Source organism: Methylobacterium aquaticum (genome assembly GCF_001043915.1).
Lineage (GTDB): Bacteria > Pseudomonadota > Alphaproteobacteria > Rhizobiales > Beijerinckiaceae > Methylobacterium > Methylobacterium aquaticum.
Window position 1 is genome coordinate 1 of sequence record NZ_LABX01000017.1, and the last position, 16576, is coordinate 16576.

The window sequence follows — 16576 nt, forward strand, 5'->3', positions numbered from 1 at the left end:
GGATCGAGGATCGCGACGGCGAGGCCGGGCGCCCCGTCCGGCAGGGCGGCGGGCAGGCAGGCGCAGAGCAGGGGCGGGGCCAAGCGCCCGGCCAGCCGCAGGCGCTCGAGCCGCGGCTGCGCCGTTCCGACCAGAAGGCTCAAGGAGCCCCGCAACTGCGCCGGAAGGCCGAGGGACGGGTCGATTTGCCCTCCCGCATCGGCGAGCGTCTCTCTCAAGGGAGCGGCAGCCGGGGAGGCATGGAGCAGCCGGGTGGCTGTCCGGTCGAGGAGCAGGAACGGGCGATCGTCACCGGCGATGCGATGCCCGAAGGCCGGAACGGCCCGCAGGGCCTCGATCGTCGTCTCGAAGAGCACGTCCCGACCCACTGCCACTCCCCGCACACACCACCACCGCACCCGGTTCGCGTCAGAACCCGACTCCGCCGACCTGCTTTAAACCACCTGACCCCATCCCGCACCGGCACGAAATGCGCAGTCGCCGCGTTATCTCGCCGTCAACCTTAACGACTGCCGGAAAAGGTGGCATTCCGCTCCGGTCATGCTATTGTGCGGTGCACAATACGTGCCGGGCCCACAGCGTGCCGCGTTGCGGGTCGCGCCAAACATGAGGAGACGAACATGACCCAGACCCCGAACTACGAGATCCCGACCGAGATGCGGGACTTCGCGGAGAAGAGCGTCGAGCAGGCCCGCAAAGCGTTCGATTCCTTCCTCGGCGCGGCGCGTAAGACCGCCGACACGCTCCAAGGCTCGGCCGAGATGGCCCGCCACAACGCCCAGGACGTGTCGAGCCGCGGCTTCTCCTTCGCCGAGCAGAACGTCAACGCCGCGTTCGACCTCGCCCAGAAGCTCGTCCGCGCGAAGGACGTGCAGGAGGCGATGCAGCACCAGGCCGAGTTCGTGCGCAGCCAGTTCGCCGCCATGCAGACTCAGGCCCGCGAGTTCGGCGGCCTCGCCCAGAGCGCGATGCAGCAGAGCGCCGAGAACGCCAAGCAGGCGATGCAGCAGAGCGCCGAGCACGCCCGCACCGCCATGCAGCAGGGTGCCGAGCAGGCCCGCCAGGCGATGCAGAAGGGCGCCGACGCCGCCCGCAGCGCCACCGAGCAGGCCACCAACGCCGCCAAGGACGCTGCGTCCTAACGCCCTCGGGCCGTTCCGTCCGCGCGGCCTCGGCCGCGCCCCTCGGGGCGCGGCCTTTTCGTCGGCGGCTACCGTGAGCGGTGCTCCGCCGCGCTAAGCAGATGTCGCCGAGGCGGTCACCGGTTCGTCGGCAAAACTCTGCGATCAACAAGAACTGAGGCGGACGAAGCGTTGGCCTGCCAAATAAAGTCTGCCTAGAGAATTTTCCGACGAAGTGGATACCGGTTCGTCGGAACATGCTCTAGGCATTTGACTTTGCCGCATCGCCTGCGACCAACCGGTGTCCACTTGGTCGGACACTGCTCTAGTCGCTGGTGAACAACGCCCGGGCCTGTGCCGGTGTGGCGACGGTGAGTCCGACCGCCTGCGCCAGGGCCGCGAGGCCGGCGACCTGCGCGGCGTTGTCCGGTGCCAGGCTTCCGTCCGGCCGCCAGAGGTTGTTCTCGAACCCGACCCGCGCATGCCCGCCGAGTGCCGCCGCGGCGATCAGGCACGCCGCCTCCCGCGGCCCGAAGGCGCACAGGGCCCAGGGCAGGTCGATGTGGTGCTCGGAGTTCCAGGCAGTCAGGAACGGCAGCAGATCCGCCGGGTCCGAGCGCTGGCCGACCGCGTAGCGGCCGAGCACGAACAGCACGCTCGCCCGATCGAGAGGAATCAACCCCCGCGCCGCCAGGCCCTGGAAGCGGGTGACGTCGCCGGCATCGTACAGGATGTGCTGCACCATGACTCCAGCCCGGGCCTGCTCGGCCAGGAAGGCCGCGGCGGCGCCCTCGTCCTCCGGCTCGGCGAAGAGTTCGCGCAGGGCGACCGAGAACGCCTCGGGCTTCAGCGCCCGCATCGCCGCCATCTGCTCGGCCGGGCTGTAGAGCCCGACCGCTTCGGTGGTGACCTGACAGATCATGTCCGGTCCCGCCTCCCGGCGCACCGCCGCCAGGGCCGCCCGATAGCGGTCGAGGTCGAGGGTATGGCGCTGCTCCGCGTCCCGGACGTGCAGGTGGATCATCGCGGCGCCGGCCTCGTGGCAGCGGGCGGCCTCGAGGCCGATCTCCCGCGGGTCGATCGGCAAGGCGGGATGGTCGCTCTTGGTGCGGCGGGCGCCGTTCGGCGCCACGGTGATGACGAGGGGGGATGCCATCGGTCTCTCGGTTCTGCGCGCTCGTCCCGAACTCTGCGCCGCCTCACTCTGCACGGCCGGCGCCGTCCCGGCGAGACGGAGTCGCGGCCGCATCACGCCGCGGGGGCCCGGCGCGAATGCCGGTGCAGCCCCAGCACCAGGAGGCCGATGCCGAGGACCGTGACGACCCCGGACGCCGCCAGGATCCGGCGAATCAGCGGTGTGTAGACCCCCGTCTGCGGATCGTACCCGTAGCAGAGCAGCACCAGCCGGTCGGCGACGCCGCCGACCCGTCCCTCGCCGGCCTCGACCAGGGCGAGGCGCAGGTCGCGGGCGGTGATCGCCAGCGGCGAGAGGGCCCGGGCGACCCGGCCGTCGCCGGTCAGGACCAGGGCGCCGGCCGGATGGGCGTAGGATTGGGTGTCCCGGTCGTAGGCAAAGGCGTAGCCGACCGCCCGCGTCACCGCCTCGACCGGCCCCGGCCCCCCGGTGAGCACGGCGGCGCTGGCCAGGAGCGGCCCCGGGCCGAGCTGCTCCGCCACCATCGCGCGGGCGGTGGCGGCATCGGCGCGCGGGTTGAAGCCGAGCGTCACCAGCCGGAAATCCGTGCCCGGTGCGAGGCCGGTGGCGGCGAGGGCCGTGCCGGCAAGGCTGAGCATCGGGTCGCAGACGTTGCGGCAGGCATAGTCGAGGGGCAGGAGCAGGGCGGGGCGCCCGCCGAGCGCCTGCCCGAGCGTCAGGGGCCGGCCGTCGGCCGCATCCGTGAAGGCGGCGTCGAGGGGCGCCCGCGCGCCGGGAGGCGGCGCCAGCGCGACGCCCGACAGATCCTTCGACGTCAGCCCGGCCGCGGCCGGCTGGCCGAGACAGGCGAGGACCGCCGCGAGGCCGAGGCGGGCGCGTATGACGCCGGGAACTCTCATCGCTTGCATCGACCGCCAGGAACCCGCACCCTCGCGGCGGAGATAGGGCGGCCGCGACCCCGCCGGGGCTGGCGGACAAGACGCCGCAGCCTCGGGCCGCGGGGTCGGGCAGGGCGGAAGGGACCGGCATGGACGAGATTCACGACGCCGCCGCCTTGCGCGACCATATGGGTCCGGTCAGCCGCCTGGCCGAGGGCAAGGTCCAGCCCCGCCTCGACCGGCATGCCCGCGCCTTCATCGCGCTCTCGCCGTTCCTCGTCGTCGCCACCGCGGACGCGGAGGGCCGCGCCGATGCGAGCCCGCGGGGCGACGCGCCGGGCTTCGTCCAGGTGATCGACGAATCCACCCTGCTGATCCCGGACCGGCGCGGCAACAACCGCGCCGACAGCTTCGGCAACCTGCTCGCCGCGCCGGGCATCGGCCTGATCTTCCTGGTGCCCGGGATCACCGAGACCCTGCGGGTCAACGGCACCGCCCGCCTCACCACCGATCCCGCGCTGCTGGCGCCGCTCGAAGCCCAGGGCAAGGTGCCGACCACCGGGCTCGTCGTCGCGGTGCGGGAGGTCTTCTTCCATTGCGGCAAGGCGGTGATGCGGGCGCGGCTTTGGGACCCCGCGGCGCAAGTGCCGCGCGAGAGCTTCCCGAGCCTCGGCCGCGTGCTCGCCGAGCAGACCGGAGCGATCGGCGTCTCCGAGGCCGAGCGGCTGATGGACGAATCCTACCGCACGCGGCTCTACTGAGGCGGCCCGCGTCCCGATCCGGCCGGCCATCCGGAGGAGGGTGCCCGGCCGTGATCGTGCATCATCCTGGCGGCGCCCGTCCGGGATGCGGCGGCCGAGGCGAGGGTCAGTCCGAGGATCCAGACGATGACAGGACGGGAGACGCCAGACCCGGTGCGGGTTCTCGTGGTCGAGGACGAGTACTTCATCGCCGACGACATTTCGCGGACGCTGATGCGGCACGGCGCCGAGGTGGTCGGCCCGGTGCCGACGGTCCAGGAGGCGCGGGCGCTGATCATCTCGCACACCCTCGACCTCGCGGTCCTGGACATCAACCTGCGGGGCGAGCTGGTCTATCCGCTGGTCGCCGAGCTGACGCGGCGCGGCGTGCCGATCGTGTTCGTCACCGGCTACGACGCCGCGGCGATCCCGGCCGATTACGGTGCGATTCCCGCCTGGTCGAAGCCCTTCGACTACACCGCTCTAGCAGGCGTGCTGCCGGGCCTGCGGCGCGGCTGACGCCTCGTTTCGACGCGCCGCAGCGGAACCGTCACGCTGCCGCCCTGTTCTGCCTCGGAGCGATATCTGCCCCCACGGCAGCACAGGAGATGGACTGCATGGCAGCAGAGAAGGACACGAAGGCTTTTCCGGCCTCCGCGAGCACCCGGGTTCCGTTCGCGCTGGCCCTGTCGGCGCTCGCAGGCTGCGCGGACGCGATCGGATTCCTCGAATTCTCGCAACTGTTCATGTCGTTCATGAGCGGCAACACCACCCGCCTCGGCGCCGCAGTCAGCCTCGGCGACTGGGGCAACGTCACCCGGGTCGGCAGCACCATCGCGCTGTTCTGCTTCGGGGCGTTCCTCGGCACCCTGCTTGCCGCGGCCGTCGGCTACTGGCGGCTCGCGGTGCTGCTCGGCCTCCAGGCGCTGCTGCTCTGCATCGGCCTCGCGATGCCGCGCGGACCCGAGGAATTCCCGATCCACGCCTATCCGATCGTGCTCGCGCTCGGCATGCAGAACGCGGTCCTCCAGGACGAGGAGGGGAGGAGCCTGGCGCTGACTTACGTCACCGGCGCGGTGGTGCGCTTCGGCACCGGGCTCGCCAACCTGTTGCTCGGCCATCCCTCGCCGTCCTTCTGGATCCAGGCGCCGCTCTGGGCCGCCCTCACCCTGGGGGCGATCACCGGCGGCCTGCTGCACGGCGTCTTCGGCGAGCGTGCCTTCCTGGTGCCCGCCCTGGTGGCGGCGGTGCTGGCCGTCATCGCCCTGGCGATGACCCTGGTCCATGGCGACGGGCCGCTCGTCTCCGGCACCAAGTCGCCGGCGCCGGATGCCGCCGCCACGGCGCCCCCGGTGGTGTGATACCAACGGTCGTTGAAAAAACGACCTTTGGTGCCGTTCTCAAATTTTCGCTAAGCCTTTGGCTCAGTATCGAAAATTTGAGATGATTCATCGGCCCGGTGCGTCAGCATCTTGGGCCGATGGTGTGACGCGGCGCCGGAGCGGCAAGGGCTCCGGCAAGAGTCCGCGCGCCGGCAAGAATCCGCGCTCCGGCAAAGATTACGCATCGGTCATGGGACGGAGACACCGGCGTAAGCTGGCAAGGTCCATACCGGCAACGTCGCCGGACGCGGGCGGCGCCCTCATCCCCCCGGGCGCCGCCGCGGTCAAAGGCCCCGAGGGCCGAGGCGCCGGGTCTTCATCGTCGCCCCCCAGACGACCCGGCGCACCGCGCCACGGCAGGCCGAGCATCCCCCCGCTCGGCCTGCCGACCCCGGTGGCGACGCCCGACGTGCCGCGATCCTCCCCCTCGATGCGGCACGTCGGGCGGGGCCCGTCCCGGGGCCAGGGCGCCAGGATCCCGGAACGGAACTCTCCCGCGCGCCGGGGATCTGCCCTACAATGCCCGACATGCGCCTCCTGATCATCGAGGACGACCGCGAGGCGTCCAGCTATCTCTGCAAAGCCTTTCGCGAGGCCGGCCACGTCGCCGACACCGCCGATGACGGGCTCGACGGCTACGCGCTGGCGCGCGAGGGCACCTACGACGTGCTGGTCGTCGACCGCATGCTGCCCAAGCTCGACGGGCTGTCGCTGATCCGCTCGCTGCGCGAGCAGGGCGTCGAGACCCCGGTGCTGATCCTCTCGGCGCTGGGCCAGGTCGACGACCGGGTGAAGGGCCTCAAGGCCGGCGGCGACGATTACCTGCCCAAGCCCTACGCCTTCTCCGAGCTGATGGCGCGGATCGAGGTCCTGGCCCGCCGCCGCGGCGGCGGCTCCTCGGCGGAGGCGACGAGCTACCGCGTCGGCGATCTCGAACTCGACCGGCTGTCGCACCGGGTCACCCGGGCCGGCCAGGAGATCCCGCTCCAGCCGCGGGAATTCCGCCTGCTCGAATACCTGATGCGCCATGCCGGCCAGGTCGTCACCCGGACGATGCTGCTCGAACACGTCTGGGACTACCATTTCGATCCGCAGACCAACGTCATCGACGTCCATGTCTCCCGCCTGCGCGCCAAGGTCGACAAGGGCTTCGAGCGCCCGATGATCCACACCGTCCGGGGGGCCGGCTACATGGTCCGCGCCGGCGGCGAGGCGTGAGCCCGCCGGCCGTGCCGGCGGCGCAGGACGGGGTTCTGGCGCGTCTCGGCACGCTGTTCCGCACCACCGCGTTCAAGCTCTCCCTCGCCTATCTGCTGGTCTTCGCCGCCTTCGCGTTCTTCGCGCTCGGCTATGTCGCCTGGAACGCGCGGCGTGTCCTCGACGACCAGATCGTCTCGACCATCGAGGCCGAGATCAACGGCCTGTCCGACCAATACGCCTCGGGGGGGCTCCGCCGCCTCGTCGGCGTGGTCGAGCGGCGTGCGCGCGAGCCCGGCGCCTCGCTCTACCTCGTCACGACCCCGGCGGGCGAGCACGTCGTCGGGAATGTCGAGGCGCTGCCCCCGGGGACGCTGGCCCAGCCCGGCCAGGTCGAAACGGCCTACGCCCGCAGCACCGACAACGACCGTCTCGACCACCGGGCGATCGTGCGGATCTTCACCCTGCCGGGAGGCTTCCGCCTGCTCGTCGGCCGCGACGTCGAGGAGCGCGACCGCCTGCGGGCGGTGATCGGGCGGGCCTTCGCGTGGTCGCTGATGCTGGTGGTGGGCCTCGGCTTCCTCGGCAGCTGGTTCATCGCCCAGCGCGTGCTCAAGCGCGTCGACCACATGACCGAGATCACCCGCAGCATCATGGCGGGCGATCTGGACGGGCGGCTGACCCTGGCCGGCACCGGCGACGAGCTGGATCGGCTGGCGAGCAACCTCAACGCGATGCTCGACCGCATCGGCGAATTGATGCGTGGCATGCGCGAGGTCTCGGACAACATCGCCCACGACCTCAAGACCCCGCTCACCCGCCTGCGCAACAAGGCCGACGCGGCGCTCCGCGAAGGAAGCGATCCGGATGCCTTGCGGGCCGCGCTCGAGGCCAACATCGAGGAGAGCGACAACCTGATCCGGGTGTTCAACGCCCTGCTGATGATCGCCCGCCTGGAAGCCGGCAATGCCCGCGAGGGGCTCGCCGAATTCGACGCCGGGGCGGTCGCCCTCGAGGTCGCCGAGTTGTACGAAGCGGTGGCGGAGGAACGCGGCGTCGCCCTGGAAGCCCAGATCCAGGACGGGCTGGTGCTGCATGGCAGCCGCGAATTGATTGGACAGGCGATGGCGAACCTGATCGACAACGCCCTGAAATACGGTGCGGCCGCGGCCGAGCCGGTGGTCCGCGTCGCGGCGCGGCGGGAGGACGGCGACATCGTGCTGTCGGTCGCCGACCGGGGCGAGGGCATCCCGGAGGCCGAGCGCGGCCGGGTGCTGGAGCGCTTCGTGCGGCTGGAGACCGCCCGCACCCGGCCGGGCTTCGGGCTCGGCCTGAGCCTCGTCAATGCCGTTGCCCGCCTGCATCAGGGCACCTTCACGCTGGAGGACAACGCGCCGGGCCTGCGCGCCGTGCTGCGGCTGCCGGCCCCGCGCGACCAGGCGCCCAAGGAGATCGCCGCATGACCGCGTCGCTCGCCGCGCGCCTCACGGCTGCGCCCCGCCTCGCCGAGCCGGAGCGGGCGCAAACCCGATTGTCCGACCTTCTCGCCGAGGCGCCGGATCTCGCTCCCGTCCTCGGCGAGGACGGCCCGGCCCGCGACCTTCTCCTCGGCCTTGCCGATCATTCGCCGTTCCTCTGGGGCCTCGCCGCCCGCGATCCCGCCCGGCTCGCCCGTTTGCTGGCGACCCCGCCGGAAGCGTCGAACGCCGCGATCCTGGCCGACCAGCGGGGAGCGGGACTCGCGGGAGGCGACGTCGCCCGCGCCTTGCGTCGCAACCGCGCCGCCCACGCGCTGCTGGTCGCGCTCGCCGATATCGGCGGGGTCTGGTCCCTGGAGCAGGTGACGGCGGCCTTGTCGGATTTCGCCGACGCCTCGGTGAGCGCCGCGGTCGACGCGGCGCTCACTCAGGCCGCCGGCACCGGCCGCTTCCGGCCGCCGGACTTAGGCAGGCCGCAGGACGGATCGGGCCTGATCGTGCTCGGCATGGGCAAGCTCGGCGCCGGGGAATTGAACTATTCGAGCGACGTCGACCTGATCGTGCTGTTCGATCCCGACGCCGCCCCCTTGCGCGAGGGCGTCGAGGCGACGCCGTTCTTCAGCCGGATCGCGCAAACCGTCGCCAAGCTGCTCCAGGAACGCACCGCCGACGGCTACGTCCACCGGGTCGATTATCGCCTGCGGCCTGATCCCGGCTCGACCCCGACCGCCCTGTCGCTGCCCTCCGCCTACACGTATTATGAGACGGTCGGGCAGAACTGGGAGCGCGCCGCCTTCATCAAGGCCCGGCCCATCGCCGGCGATCAGGCGCGAGCCGACGACTTCCTGGCGGAGCTGCGGCCGTTCATCTGGCGCAAATACTTCGATTTCGCCTCGATCGCCGACGTGCACGCGATGAAGCGGCAGATCCACGCCGTGCGCGGCCACGGCGCCATCGCGGTGGCCGGCCACGACATCAAGCTCGGGCGCGGCGGCATCCGCGAGGTCGAGTTCTTCGTCCAGACCCAGCAGCTCGTCTTCGGCGGGCGTCGTCCCACGTTGCGCGGCCGGCGCACCCTCGACATGCTGGCCGCCCTCCACGACGAGGGCTGGATCACCCCGGAGGCCCGCGACGAACTCTCCACGGCGTATCGCTTCCTGCGCACCGTCGAGCACCGGTTGCAGATGGTGGCCGACGAGCAGACCCAGCGTCTGCCCGACGACCTTTCGAGACTCTCCCGCTTCGCCCGCTTCCTCGGCTTTCCCGACGAGGCCGCCTTCGGCGAGGCCCTGACCGCCGAGGCACGCCGGGTCCAGGGGCATTACGCGCTGCTGTTCGAGGCCGAGCCGGACCTCGCGGCGGAGGTGGGCGACCTCGTCTTCACCGGTGCCGAGGACGACCCTGCGACGCTGGCGACCCTGCGCCGCCTCGGCTTCCGGGCACCGGAACGGGCGACCGAGACCGTGCGGGGCTGGCATTTCGGCCGTCGCCCAGCGGTGACGAGCCCACGGGCCCGCGAGGTGCTGACCGAGCTGGTCCCGGCCCTGATCCAGGCGCTGTCCGGCACCGCCGATCCGGACGGGGCGCTCGCCGCCCTCGACCGCGCCTTCGGGCGGATGCCGGCCGCGGTCGAGCTTCTGACCATCCTGCGCTCGCACGAGCGGCTGCGGCTGCTCTTTGCCGATCTCCTCGGCACCGTGCCGCGGCTCGCCGACACGGTGGCGTTCAGCCCGCACGTCCTCGACGCCGTGATCGATCCCGCCTTCGTGGCGCCGGTCACGGAAGCCGACGCCCTGGCCGAGCAGTTCCGCCTCGGCCTCGGCCAGCCGCGCGACCTGGAAGATGTCCTCGACCGCAGCCGCGACGCCGCCCGCCAGTTGCGCTTCGTCACCGGTGCCCGGCTCCTCTCCGGCATCCTGCCGCCCGCGGGCGCCGGCCGGGCCTATGCGGGCATCGCCGAGGCCGCCATCGCGGTGTCGCTTCGCGCCGTGGAGGCCGCCTTCGCCGAGGACCACGGCCGGGTGCCGGGGGGCCGCATCGCGGTGCTGGGCCTCGGACGGCTGGGCTCGCGCCAGCTCACCGCCGATTCCGATCTCGACCTCGTGGTCCTGTACGATTTCGACCCGGAGCGGCGCGAGAGCGACGGGCGGCGCCGCCTCGACGCGGCGGTCTACTACAACCGTCTGACCCAGCGTCTCGTCGGCGCGCTCACCGTGCCGACCCGGCGCGGCCGGCTCTACGAGGTGGATCTGCGCCTGCGCCCGAGCGGCGGCCAGGGGCCGATCGCCAACCAGTGGCAACGCTTCTCGGCCTATTGGCGCGAGGAGGCCGCCCTGTGGGAGCACATGGCGCTGACCCGCGCGCGGGCCATTGCCGGCGATGCGCGCCTGATGACCGAGGCCGAGGCCGCCGCCGCCGCGGTCCTGTGCCAGCCGCGCGACGCCGAGGCCGTCGCCGGGGAGGTTCGGGCGATGCGCGCCTTGATCGAGCGCGAGAAGGGCGATCATGGCCCCCTCGACCTGAAGCTCGCTCCCGGCGGGCTCCTCGACCTCGACTTCCTGGCGCAGAGCCTGGTGCTGTCCCATGCGGCCGCGCATCCCGATCTCGTCGGCCTCGACGCGCCGGATGTGCTGGAGCGTGCTGGCGATCACGGCCTCATCGAAGCGGGTCAGGCCGGCCGCCTCGTCACCGCCTACCGGCTCCTCGACGACGTCCATCACTGGCAGCGGCTGATGGTCGAGGGGGATTTCGGCCGCACCGCCCCGCCGGCCGCCCGCGCCCGCCTCGCCGCTGCGCTCGGGCAGCCCGACGAGGCCGCGCTCACCGCGCAGCTCACCGAGACGCGGGGCGGGGTGCGGGAGGCTTTCGTGGCGATCCTGAGTTGAAGCGCGGCCGCCTGGCCTGCCCGCGACCGAGAGCGGCGCCCGATCGCGTTGCGTCATACCAACGGCCGACGATGCTGACGCATCGATTCGCTCTCGGGCAGGCCCGAGATCGACGCGGCCGCTGATCCAATCTCGAATTGTCGACGCCACGCGCAGATGTCCGGGACCTTGGGCTTGGCGAAAATGCGAGAACGGCACCAAAGGTCATTGTCAACGACCGTTGGTGCTACAGGTCACGACAGGATTGTCCGTCTGGAGCCCTGTTCCGTTCCATTCTCGATCTCATCGTGAGGTTGCGGGTGGGAGAGCCCGGCGCCGGCAGGATTCCCGCCGCCGTCGCGTCCTGTGACGGTATCATGGGGTCTTGTAACCGGGCCCACTCGCGGGCAAGCAGGTGCAGCACTCTTGATCTCGCGGATGCGAGATGCTGGGTGGGCAAGGGCTTGCGGCTCCATCGAACCGCCCTGTCCGAGCCATATCGGATTGTCGCCCGCGAATTTGCCCCGGTTGCTCGAATTCTGCTGTAAGCATTTGTTTTTGCTGCGTTTTATGTGACAGGCGATGCCGCATCGTCGGAAGGCGCTCCGAATTTCTGGAGCACCTGTCGGGAACATCTGTGAGTGTCGCGCATTGCAGCTGCGGAAGGATTTCGACTTCAGTTTCCGACTATCAGATGTTCCAGAATCACATAACCGTTATCTATTTGGAAGTATAAATATACGAATTGCCTGCGTGTTTGCAGAACTCGCTGCCGATCATTTGCTGCGGCAATGAGAATGTTCGAGATTTACCTTAAATTAAGCAAAATGTCGTTTCTTGCGAGGGAACGGACATCAACCGGGGACAGGGCCCGTGCTCGCCAAATTCAAGATCCTTCACAAGCTCACCGTCGCCGTCCTGCTGATTGCCGCGACGGTGGGCGCCTGTGTCTGGTACGCGCAGGGGCGCATGATGGCGATCGACGACGCCTACAGCGTGTTTCTTGTGCGGGAGGCGCGGGCGCCAGCCAGTGCCAGCCGCCTCAACCGCACCTTGTACACCCTGACCTCGGCGACGTTCCGCATCATCGCCGAGACGGACGAGGCGCAGATGCGCCGCTCCAGCACCGAATTCGACGAAGCCCTAGCGTCGATCAAGCCGACGCTCAAGGCATTGAGCGAGCAGGCACCGACCTTTGCCGGCCGCATCGACACGCTCGCCCGTGAGTTCGACGGCCTCGCCGCCAGGCTCGTGGAGGTGCGCCATCTCGGCACCGCTCACCGCAACGCCGAGGCGCTGGCGCTCGTCCGGCGCAGCGTCGATCCGGTCCTGGCCGCGCAGATCCAGGAGACCAGGACGCTCGCCCTCGACATCCAGGACTACGTCACCAAGAGCTCCAACGACCTGTCCGACCAGACCAACGCGACCCGCCTGCGGCTGATGGCCGTCAGCAGCCTCGGCCTCCTGCTGGGCCTTGCCACGGTGGCGCTGGTGGCGTTGTTCGGCGTCACCCGCCCGATCGGCCGTCTCGTGACCGTGCTCGAGCGCATGGCCCGCGGCGACATCGAGGCCGAGATTCCCGAGGCGCGCCGCGGCGACGAGATCGGCGCCATCGGCCGGGCGGTCGAAGGTATCAAGGCGATGGTGGCGCAGAAGGCGGCCGAGCAGGCCGAGATCAAGCGGATCGCCGACACGGCGGCGGCCGAGGAGCGCCGGCGCACCATGATGGAGCTGGCCGACGGGTTCGAGCGGGCGGTCGGCGGCATCGTCGGCCTGGTCTCGACTTCCGCCACCGAATTGCAGGCGACGGCCGGGCAGATGACCGGGACGGCGACTGAGACGGCGAGCCAGTCCGCCGCGGTCGCCGCCGCTGCCGAGGAGGCCGCCTCGAATGTCGGGACCGTGGCGGCGGCGGCCGAGCAGCTCGGCGCCTCGGTGGCCGAGATCGGCCGCCAGGTCGACGGGTCGGCCGGGCTCGCCCGACAGGCGGTGGCGGAGGCCGACCGGACCGGCGCCCAGGTGCGCGAACTCAGCCACACTGTCAGCCGGATCGGCGATGTCGCCAGCCTGATCTCGTCGATCGCCGCGCAGACCAATCTGCTGGCCCTCAACGCCACGATCGAGGCGGCGCGGGCCGGGGCTGCGGGTCGCGGCTTCGCGGTGGTCGCCGCCGAGGTGAAGGAACTCGCGGCCCAGACCGCAAGGGCGACGGAAGAGATCGGCCAGCAGATCGCCGCGGTGCAGAGCGCCACCGGCGAGACCGTATCGGCGATCACCACCATCACCGAGCGAATCCGCGAGATCGACACCGTGACGGTGGCGATCGCCGCCGCGGTCGAGGAGCAGGGGGTCGCCACCCAGGAGATCGTCCGCAACGTCGCCCAGGCGGCGACCGGCACCGGTGAGGTGACCGGCAACATCGCGGGCGTCGCCGGCGCCGCGGAAGAGACGGGCGCCGCGGCGACCCAGGTCCTCGCCTCGGCCACCGAGCTGTCGCGGCAATCCGAGCATCTCGGGGCGGAGGTGGCGCGGTTCCTCGCCACGGTCCGGGCGGCCTGAGCCGCCCGCCTTCCCCCGGGCTCCGCAAGAGCCCCGAAGGGCCGGCTGGGACGAGTTCCCGGCCGGCACCGCTGTCTGTCGTGGATGAAACCTCGTCACGAGGATCGGCGCCGGCCCGCACTTCTGGATGGCGGGGTTCGAGCTATCCGCCCTGCCTCTCGTCGCCTTGCCAGTCGAGCCCCGCATACTGCGCCCGCAACTCGCGCTTGAGCAGCTTTCCGGCGGTGTTGCGGGGCAAATCCTCCTGGAACAGGATCCGCTTCGGGACCTTGAACGGCGCCAGCCCGGTGCGGCAATGGGCGATCAGCTCCTCGGCCCCGGCGCTCGCGCCCGGCCGCAGCACCACCACCGCCGTCACCGCCTCGATCCAGCGCGGATGGGGCAGGGCGATCACCGCCACTTCCGAGACGCTCGGATGGGTGAACAGCACCTCCTCGACCTCGCGACTCGCCACGATGGTGCCGCCGGTCTTGATCACGTCCTTCACCCGGTCGACCACCGTGATGTAGCCGGCCTCGTCCATGATCCCGACATCGCCCGAATGGAACCAGCCGCCACGGAAGGCGTCGCGCGTCTCCTCCGGCTTGTCCCAGTACCCGGCCATCAGCTGGGGCGAGCGGTGGATGATCTCGCCGCGCTCGCCCGGCGCCACGTCGCGCAGTGCGTCGTCGACCACCCGGGTCTCGACGTTGAAGACCGGGCGGCCGCAGGAGGCCGGGCGGGCATCGTGCTCCTCGGGGCGCAGCACGGTGGCGAGCGGCGCGATCTCGCTCTGGCCGTAGCAATTGTAGGGCTGCGCCCCGGGCAGGCGGGTGCGCAACTCCTCCAGCACCGGCACCGGCATGATCGAGGCCCCGTAATAGACCCGTGCCAGGCAGGAGAGGTCGCGCCGCGCGAAGTCGGGGGAGCGCAGGAGGCTGATCCAGACCGTCGGCGGCGCGAAGAACGAGGTGAGGCGGTGCTCCTCGATCAGGCGCAGGCAGGTCTCCGGCGCCGGCGCCTCGATCAGCACCGTCTCGGCCCCGGCGAGGAGCTGGGGCATGGTGAAGGCGTGCATCTGCGCCGTGTGGTAGAGGGGCAGGGCGGCGAGCGCCCGGTCGCCGGGGCCGAAATCGAGGGCGATGATGCAGCTCAGGTATTCGGCCAGCAGGCCCCGGCTCGTCATCATGGCGCCCTTCGGTGCCGCCGTGGTGCCGGAGGTGTAGAGGAGCTGCACGACGTCGTCGTCGGCGACCGGCACGTCGACCGGCTCGACCGCGCCGTCGCCTTGTGCGAGCCGCAGCACGTCGAGGCCGCCGGTGCCGCCGAACAAGGTTCCGAACCACGGGCCGGTCGCGTCGTCCAACGCCTCCCGGGCGTTGCCCGCCAGCGCCGGATCGACGATCAGGGCCCGCGTCGCGGATTGCTCGACGATGTAGCGCAGCTCGCGCCCGGTCAGCGCGTAGTTGACCGGGACGTGGATGAGACCGGCGCGGGCGCAGGCGAGCCACAGGATCAGGTAGGCGTCCGAGTTGCGCCCCAGCGCCCCGAGCCGGTCGCCCCGCGTCAGCCCGGCTTCCAGCAGGCCGCGAGCGACCCGGTCGACGGCGCGGTCCAGGGCGGTAAAGCTCCAACGCCGCTCGCCGAACGACAGGGCAATGCGGTCGCGGTGGCGCCGCGCCGTGCGCCGCAAGGCGTCGGAGATGGTGTCGCGCCGCGCGCGTGCGGCCTCGCGGCCGGCGAGCGTCTCGTCGGATCCCATGGTGGCTCCTCCCTCAAGGCTCCGTCGTGCCCCGCCGTCGTCACGGGGCCGCGTCGCTCGTCCGATGGTATCGGCAAGGTGACGCCGCCTTCCCTTAGACGAACGGCGTAGGACGGCCGCTGGCCTCCAGGAGCCTCAGGCACGGGGCGGCCGGCACCGCGCCCGGCTGTGACGCATCGATGGTCTCCGTCCCTGAAGCCGGCGTCTTCACGATTCCTGCTCTGTCGTTTGCGGGGCTTGCTTTGGCGGGCTCCGCGGAAGGCGATTATCCCCGGGGGCATCCGGTGGCGCGCTTGAAGGCGCTGGTGAAGGTGGATTGTCCAGACAAGCCGGAGTGCAGGGCGATCTCGCCGGGCCGCGTCGCGTCGCGGTCCGGGCCAGGAGGCAACGCGCCTCCTCGAGGCGCGCGGCGCTGACGACGCTGTCCGGCGTGGTCCCCGACCGCCTTGAACATCCGCGCAAAGTGGCACGGGCTCAGGCAGGCGACCGCGGCGAGGTCCGCCACGGTCAGGTCGCGGTCGAGGTTGGGCGCAATCTGTGCCGCCGCGGTCAAGGCGATCATGTTTGTCGCCGGATCCATCACCGCTTCGGCGAATGATCCTGACCAAGCTATGCCCGTCGGCCGCCATGCCATGCGTCGCCGAGAGGGGGGCGAAACGTGGGATCGCTTCTGCAGGTCACCATCGCCGGAACCCCGTCGTGCCTCCCCCGCCCGAGACGAACCGACCGTTGGTGGCTCTGAGCGGCAACCGGCAACCATGCAGGCCGGACGTCGACAGCTTCGGTCGTAAGGATCACAGAGGACTCGAACCGGAGCCCTCGGCTGCCGCAGCGTCCGGTACCGGGCGCGGGCGCCGGTTCTCGTCGATCGCCACGAACGTGAACAAAGCCTGGGTGACCTTGATCGTCTCCTCGCTCTCCCGGGCGCGGCGCCATGCTTCGATCTGGATGCGGATCGAGGACCGGCCCACCGCGACGATCTTCGCGTAGAGGCTGACCTCGTCACCAACCACGACGGGTTGCAGGAAGGTCATCCCCTCGACTGCGATCGTGGCACAGCGCCCCCGCGCCCGCCGGGCCGCCACGTTGCCGGCCGCGAGATCCATCTGTGCCATGAGCCATCCGCCGAAGATGTCGCCGGCCGGGTTGGTATCGGCCGGCATGGCGATGGTGCGGATCACCGGAGGACCCCAGGCATTTTCAGGCGAAGCGCTGGACATCGGCAGGACCGGGGCGTGACGAAAGAGACCGGGCGTTACCATAAAGGGAAAGTGGCGCTGGGTAAGTTCGAAAATTCGAGGTTCCACGCCGCCGCATGCCGCCCCGACGGGGATCATCAGGGACGTTGGGTGGGATGGCGGAACTGCGCAAGAGGGCCTCTGAACACGACAAAGCCCGCCGGGCGTGAACCAGGCGGGCCTTGGTGTTGGCGTCGTGAGTGAGGGAATGTTGCCGTGCTT

The 16576-nt window shown here is 70.9% G+C and carries 13 protein-coding genes and 1 pseudogene; 8 read left to right on the forward strand and 6 right to left on the reverse strand.

The genetic code is table 11. The features are described from left to right. Window positions 1–368 (reverse strand): annotated as a pseudogene (locus VP06_RS02160) (PAS domain-containing sensor histidine kinase); the annotation flags it as partial. Between the two features lie 252 nt (window positions 369–620). Here VP06_RS02160 and VP06_RS02165 point away from each other — a divergent pair. Continuing rightward, window positions 621–1142, forward strand: a complete 522-nt coding sequence (locus tag VP06_RS02165) for a phasin (protein WP_048462195.1) — start codon at window positions 621–623, stop codon at window positions 1140–1142. A gap of 304 nt (window positions 1143–1446) precedes the next feature. Here the strand turns inward: VP06_RS02165 and VP06_RS02170 are convergent, their stop codons facing one another. After that, on the reverse strand, window positions 1447–2277 hold the full coding sequence (locus VP06_RS02170; protein WP_048462196.1) for a beta-keto acid cleavage family enzyme: 831 nt from the start codon (window positions 2275–2277) through the stop codon (window positions 1447–1449). 92 nt (window positions 2278–2369) lie between these two features. After that, the gene (locus tag VP06_RS02175) at window positions 2370–3176 is read right to left on the reverse strand and encodes a thioredoxin domain-containing protein (protein WP_048462197.1); all 807 of its coding nucleotides are present in this window, start codon (window positions 3174–3176) and stop codon (window positions 2370–2372) included. A gap of 128 nt (window positions 3177–3304) precedes the next feature. Here VP06_RS02175 and VP06_RS02180 point away from each other — a divergent pair, with 128 nt between their 5' ends. The 7 genes from VP06_RS02180 (at window position 3305) to VP06_RS02210 (ending at window position 13375) form a co-directional block, all read left to right on the forward strand. After that, window positions 3305–3916 (forward strand): pyridoxamine 5'-phosphate oxidase family protein, encoded by a 612-nt coding sequence (locus VP06_RS02180; protein ID WP_048462198.1) that lies wholly within the window; start codon window positions 3305–3307, stop codon window positions 3914–3916. A 126-nt stretch (window positions 3917–4042) separates the two neighbouring features. Further along, on the forward strand, window positions 4043–4414 hold the full coding sequence (locus tag VP06_RS02185) for a response regulator (protein ID WP_048462199.1): 372 nt from the start codon (window positions 4043–4045) through the stop codon (window positions 4412–4414). Between the two features lie 98 nt (window positions 4415–4512). Further along, entirely contained in the window at window positions 4513–5256 is a 744-nt protein-coding gene (locus tag VP06_RS02190; protein ID WP_048462200.1) for a YoaK family protein, read from the forward strand. Window positions 5257–5805: 549 nt separating this feature from the next. Next, window positions 5806–6495, forward strand: coding sequence for a response regulator transcription factor (locus VP06_RS02195; RefSeq protein WP_048462205.1), 690 nt, complete (start codon window positions 5806–5808; stop codon window positions 6493–6495). Further along, entirely contained in the window at window positions 6492–7937 is a 1446-nt protein-coding gene (locus VP06_RS02200) for a sensor histidine kinase (protein WP_048462201.1), read from the forward strand. Before VP06_RS02195 ends, VP06_RS02200 begins: the two co-directional genes overlap by 4 nt. Beyond that, on the forward strand, window positions 7934–10837 hold the full coding sequence (locus VP06_RS02205; protein WP_048462202.1) for a bifunctional [glutamine synthetase] adenylyltransferase/[glutamine synthetase]-adenylyl-L-tyrosine phosphorylase: 2904 nt from the start codon (window positions 7934–7936) through the stop codon (window positions 10835–10837). Before VP06_RS02200 ends, VP06_RS02205 begins: the two co-directional genes overlap by 4 nt. 948 nt (window positions 10838–11785) lie before the next feature. Then, window positions 11786–13375 (forward strand): methyl-accepting chemotaxis protein, encoded by a 1590-nt coding sequence (locus tag VP06_RS02210; protein WP_197093107.1) that lies wholly within the window; start codon window positions 11786–11788, stop codon window positions 13373–13375. Window positions 13376–13517: 142 nt separating this feature from the next. On the opposite strand, the gene VP06_RS02215 is transcribed toward VP06_RS02210, so the two are convergent. The 3 genes from VP06_RS02215 to VP06_RS02225 form a co-directional block, all read right to left on the reverse strand. Beyond that, entirely contained in the window at window positions 13518–15116 is a 1599-nt protein-coding gene (locus VP06_RS02215; RefSeq protein ID WP_048462204.1) for a fatty acyl-CoA synthetase, read from the reverse strand. A gap of 265 nt (window positions 15117–15381) precedes the next feature. Beyond that, window positions 15382–15678: a helix-turn-helix domain-containing protein gene (locus VP06_RS02220; RefSeq protein ID WP_053081494.1), complete on the reverse strand. Its 297-nt coding sequence runs from the start codon at window positions 15676–15678 to the stop codon at window positions 15382–15384. A 232-nt stretch (window positions 15679–15910) separates the two neighbouring features. Beyond that, window positions 15911–16336 carry an acyl-CoA thioesterase gene (locus tag VP06_RS02225; protein WP_048462207.1) on the reverse strand — a complete coding sequence of 142 codons (426 nt, stop codon included), beginning with the start codon at window positions 16334–16336 and terminating at the stop codon, window positions 15911–15913. Between the last annotated feature and the right edge of the window lie 240 nt (window positions 16337–16576).

Bases quoted from the DNA above. Each gene is read 5' to 3' on its own strand.
- VP06_RS02190 (WP_048462200.1), top strand. From the start codon at position 4,513: ATGGCAGCAGAGAAGGACACGAAGGCTTTTCCGGCCTCCGCGAGCACC.
- VP06_RS02195 (WP_048462205.1), top strand. From the start codon at position 5,806: ATGCGCCTCCTGATCATCGAGGACGACCGCGAGGCGTCCAGCTATCTC.
- VP06_RS02175 (WP_048462197.1), bottom strand. From the start codon at position 3,176: ATGAGAGTTCCCGGCGTCATACGCGCCCGCCTCGGCCTCGCGGCGGTC.
- VP06_RS02205 (WP_048462202.1), top strand. From the start codon at position 7,934: ATGACCGCGTCGCTCGCCGCGCGCCTCACGGCTGCGCCCCGCCTCGCC.
- VP06_RS02225 (WP_048462207.1), bottom strand. From the start codon at position 16,336: ATGTCCAGCGCTTCGCCTGAAAATGCCTGGGGTCCTCCGGTGATCCGC.
- VP06_RS02210 (WP_197093107.1), top strand. From the start codon at position 11,786: ATGATGGCGATCGACGACGCCTACAGCGTGTTTCTTGTGCGGGAGGCG.
- VP06_RS02220 (WP_053081494.1), bottom strand. From the start codon at position 15,678: ATGATCGCCTTGACCGCGGCGGCACAGATTGCGCCCAACCTCGACCGC.
- VP06_RS02180 (WP_048462198.1), top strand. From the start codon at position 3,305: ATGGACGAGATTCACGACGCCGCCGCCTTGCGCGACCATATGGGTCCG.
- VP06_RS02185 (WP_048462199.1), top strand. From the start codon at position 4,043: ATGACAGGACGGGAGACGCCAGACCCGGTGCGGGTTCTCGTGGTCGAG.
- VP06_RS02170 (WP_048462196.1), bottom strand. From the start codon at position 2,277: ATGGCATCCCCCCTCGTCATCACCGTGGCGCCGAACGGCGCCCGCCGC.
- VP06_RS02165 (WP_048462195.1), top strand. From the start codon at position 621: ATGACCCAGACCCCGAACTACGAGATCCCGACCGAGATGCGGGACTTC.
- VP06_RS02215 (WP_048462204.1), bottom strand. From the start codon at position 15,116: ATGGGATCCGACGAGACGCTCGCCGGCCGCGAGGCCGCACGCGCGCGG.